Source organism: Micromonospora sp. DT227 (genome assembly GCF_049841835.1).
Lineage (GTDB): Bacteria > Actinomycetota > Actinomycetes > Mycobacteriales > Micromonosporaceae > Micromonospora.
Genome location: NZ_JBNCLA010000041.1, coordinates 1 through 1,325 on the forward strand (window position 1 = coordinate 1; position 1,325 = coordinate 1,325).

The 1,325-nt window shown below is 69.1% G+C and carries 1 protein-coding gene; it reads right to left on the minus strand.

The window, feature by feature from the left end; all coding sequences use genetic code 11:
- Window positions 1–8: 8 nt before the first annotated feature.
- The gene (locus tag ACLQ2W_RS33780) at window positions 9–1,070 is read right to left on the minus strand and encodes an IS110 family transposase (protein ID WP_425791942.1); all 1,062 of its coding nucleotides are present in this window, start codon (window positions 1,068–1,070) and stop codon (window positions 9–11) included.
- Window positions 1,071–1,325: the final 255 nt, after the last annotated feature.

The following is a 1,325-nucleotide window of genomic DNA, read 5'->3' on the forward strand; positions in this document are numbered from 1 at the left end:
GGACGCTCCTATGGTGCGTCAAGTGGTTGGGGTGGGTTTTCGAGGCGTCGGTAGAGGTCTCGGGCGATGTAGCGCTTGAGGCAGCGTTTGATTTCGCGGTCGGTTTTGCCTTGGGTGCGGCGGCGGTCGGCGTAGGCGCGGGTGGGTTCGTCGTAGCGCAGGCGGGACAGGGTGATGGTGTGTAGGGCGCGGTTAAGTTGGCGGTCGCCTGAGCGGTTGAGGCGGTAGCGGATGGTTTTGCCGGACGAGGCGGGGATCGGGGCGACGCCGGCGAGCATGGCGAAGGCGGCGTCGTTGCGGCAGCGGCCGGGGTGGGACCAGGCGGTCAGGACGGTGGCGGCGACGATGGGTCCGACGCCGGTGAGGGTGAGCAGGTCGGGGCGCCAGGACCGGACGATGGTGAGGATTGCCTTCTCGTGGCTGGTGGCTTCGGTTTCGAGGGTGCGGATGCGGCGGGCGAGGTCCCGGAGCACGGTCAACGCGGTGATGATCTCGACATCGCCGCTGGCCGTGGTGGGGCGTAACCGGGTGGCGGTGGTGATCATCGTGCGGGTGTTCTGTCCACGAAAGCGGGCTCGGACTGCCTCCGGGGCGGTGATGATCAGGGCGTGTAGTTGCCGTTGGGCGGTGGTGGCGGCCTCGACGGCTGCGCGGCGGGCGGTCAGTCGCATCTGTAGCGCTGCCCGTTCGGGGCCGGTCTTGGGCTGCGCCAACTGGGTGCGGGCCAGCGCGTCTCGAGCGGCGCGTTCGGCGTCGATCGGGTCGGATTTTGCTCCGGCCCGGCGAGCTGGTCGCTTGGGGCGGTCCAGCTCGACGACCAACTCGCCGGCGGCAGCCAGATGGCGGTGCAGGCCCGCGCCGTAGCCGCCGGTGCCTTCCATCGCCCAGGCCCGCAACCCTGGGTGTCGCCCGGCCAGGGCCAGCAGCTGCGCGTAGCCGTCCGGGTCGGCGGTGACGGTCGTACGGTCCAGCACGGCACCGGTGCGGGCATCGAGGACCGCGGCGGTGTGGGTGTGTTTGTGGGTGTCGACGCCGATGACGACCTCGACCAGATCTGCCAGCATGGACATGCGTTCTCTCCTCACCATGGGGACGCACGGGTCCGGTCCGGTGCGGAGATGGCAGGACTGTGATGAGACACGCCAGCCGCTAACTGGCGGTCAAGCTCCTGATCAGGCCAAACGTCTCCCGCCGGGCCGGCGCCGGCAGCAGCGGATGGACAAGTCCCGTCAAAGGCACGAAGCCAGTCAGACGAAGAGTCACACCCACTGCTGCCAGCTATCAGCTCACCACCGCTGAACCGACCCCGCCATGCTCACAGTCAG

Excerpts from the sequence above, each read along its gene's own strand:
- ACLQ2W_RS33780 (WP_425791942.1), bottom strand. The coding sequence starts at position 1,070 with ATGTCCATGCTGGCAGATCTGGTCGAGGTCGTCATCGGCGTCGACACC.